This is a genomic window from Parolsenella sp., from assembly GCF_982402205.1.
In genome coordinates, this window is the sequence record NZ_CEVYAT010000202.1 from 1 (window position 1) to 1954 (window position 1954).

The 1954-nt window shown below is 73.1% G+C and carries 2 protein-coding genes; one reads left to right on the forward strand and one right to left on the reverse strand.

The genetic code is table 11. The annotated features are described in order from the left end of the window. Nucleotides 1-2 precede the first annotated feature (2 nt). Nucleotides 3-1658, forward strand: a complete 1656-nt coding sequence (locus AC1VTH_RS08020; protein ID WP_481335640.1) for an NAD(P)/FAD-dependent oxidoreductase — start codon at nucleotides 3-5, stop codon at nucleotides 1656-1658. A gap of 44 nt (nucleotides 1659-1702) precedes the next feature. Here the strand turns inward: AC1VTH_RS08020 and AC1VTH_RS08025 are convergent. Next, a partial coding sequence (locus AC1VTH_RS08025; RefSeq protein ID WP_481335642.1) for a hypothetical protein occupies nucleotides 1703-1954 on the reverse strand: 252 nt, incomplete at its 5' end.

Consider the following 1954-nt stretch of genomic DNA (forward strand, 5'->3'; position numbering starts at 1 on the left):
ACATCAAGCTCTACCTCGACAAACTCGACGGAACGCCGCAGGACGAGCGCGCCCAGCTGCGCGCCGCGGTCCTGCGCCGCCTCCACGTGGCGCCCGACGAGGTCACGGGCGTCGAGCTGCGCCGCCGCTCCATCGACGCGCGCAAGAAGAGCGCCGTGCACCTCATCTGCACCGCGCGCGTGTCGCTGCGCGGGGGCCAGGCGGCCGAGGAGCGCCTGCTCGCCCGTCTCGCGCGCCGTCGCGACGACCGCGGGGTGCGCCAGGTCGTGGCCTCGACGCCTCGCCTTCCCTCGCCCATCCGGGGCAGCTACGACATCCGCCCCGTCGTGGTAGGCGCGGGCTGCGCGGGCCTGTTCTGCGCGCTCGCGCTCGCAAACGCCGGCCTCGAGCCGCTGCTGGTCGAGCGCGGCGACGACGCCGCGCGCCGCGAGCAAGCCGTGGCCCGCTTCAGCGAGACGGGCGAGCTCGACGTCGAGAGCAACATCCAGTTTGGCGCGGGCGGCGCCGGCACCTTCTCTGACGGCAAGCTCACCACGGGCACCAAGAGCCCGCTGCACCACCTCGTCCTCGACACGTTCATCGAGGCGGGAGCGGCCGAGAGCATCGCCTGGGACGCCAAGCCCCACATCGGGTCCGACGTGCTCCCCGGCGTGGTCGAACAAATCTGCGCGCGCATCCGCGAGCTGGGCGGCGAGGTCGCCACCCGCACGAGGCTCGTGGGAATCGACTGGGAGGGTGGCACGGCAACGCCGCGCGTGGCCGGCGTGAGGCTCGCCACCACGAGCGAGGGCGGCATCGTGAGCGAGCGCCACGTGCCCACGAGCAGTCTCGTGCTCGCCTGCGGCCACTCGGCCCGCGACGTGTTCTCGCTGCTGCGCGACGCCGGCGTGACCCTCGAGCGCAAGACGTTCGCGATGGGCGTGCGCATCGAGCACCTGCAGGCAGACATCGACCGCGCCCAGTACGGCCCGGCCGCGGGGCACCCCAGCCTGGGCGCCGCCCCCTACAAGCTCGTGAGCCACCTACCCAGCGGCCGCAGCGCCTACTCGTTCTGCATGTGCCCCGGCGGCTACGTCGTGGCCGCGGCAAGCGAGCAGGGCGGCGTGGTCACGAACGGCATGAGCCTCGCGGCACGCGCGGGCACCAACGCCAACTCGGGCCTGCTCGCGAACGTGCTTCCCACGGACCTTGCGGGAGACGACGTCCTCGCGGGCGTTGAGCTGCAGCGCCAGTGCGAGCGCGCGGCCTTCGAGCTGGGCGGGGGCGGCTTCGTGGCGCCCGCGCAGCTCGTGGGAGACTTCCTGGCGAACCAGCCGTCGAGCGCGGCGGGGCGCGTGGCGCCCACCTACCCGCGCGGCGTGGCCTGGGGTGCCCTCGACGCGTGCCTGCCCGCCTACATCAGCGATACCCTGCGCGCCGCCATCCCCGACATGGTCCACCACCTGCGCGGATTCGACGACGCCGAGGCCGTGCTCACCGGCATCGAGAGCCGCTCGAGCTCGCCGGTGCGCGTCACGCGCGGGGCAGGCCTCCAGAGCGTAAGCCACGCGGGCCTCTACCCGGCCGGCGAGGGCGCGGGCTACGCGGGTGGCATCATGAGCGCCGCGACCGACGGCCTGCGCGTGGCCCAGGCGCTCATCGACAGCATCGAGAACTAAGGCGAGAGGGACGAGAGGCGCGAGAAGGGCGCCGAGAGCGCTCGCTACGCCTCGTTCTTCTCGGCGGCGTTTTCGCTGGCAGATGGCGCGGTGGCGGCACCCTCGCCCTTCTCGGTATCGCTAAGGGAGGCAGGCAGTAGCGCAAGGATGCGCGAGCCAAGCGACTCGGCCTCGTCCGTCTCGGTGCCATCCTCGCCCGCATCGGCCGGGGCGCCGTCTTCATCTGAGCCGGACTCGCTGCCGGGCAGCAAGTCGCGCACGAGCGCGCCCACCGTCTTGAGCATGAAGCGGCGGGT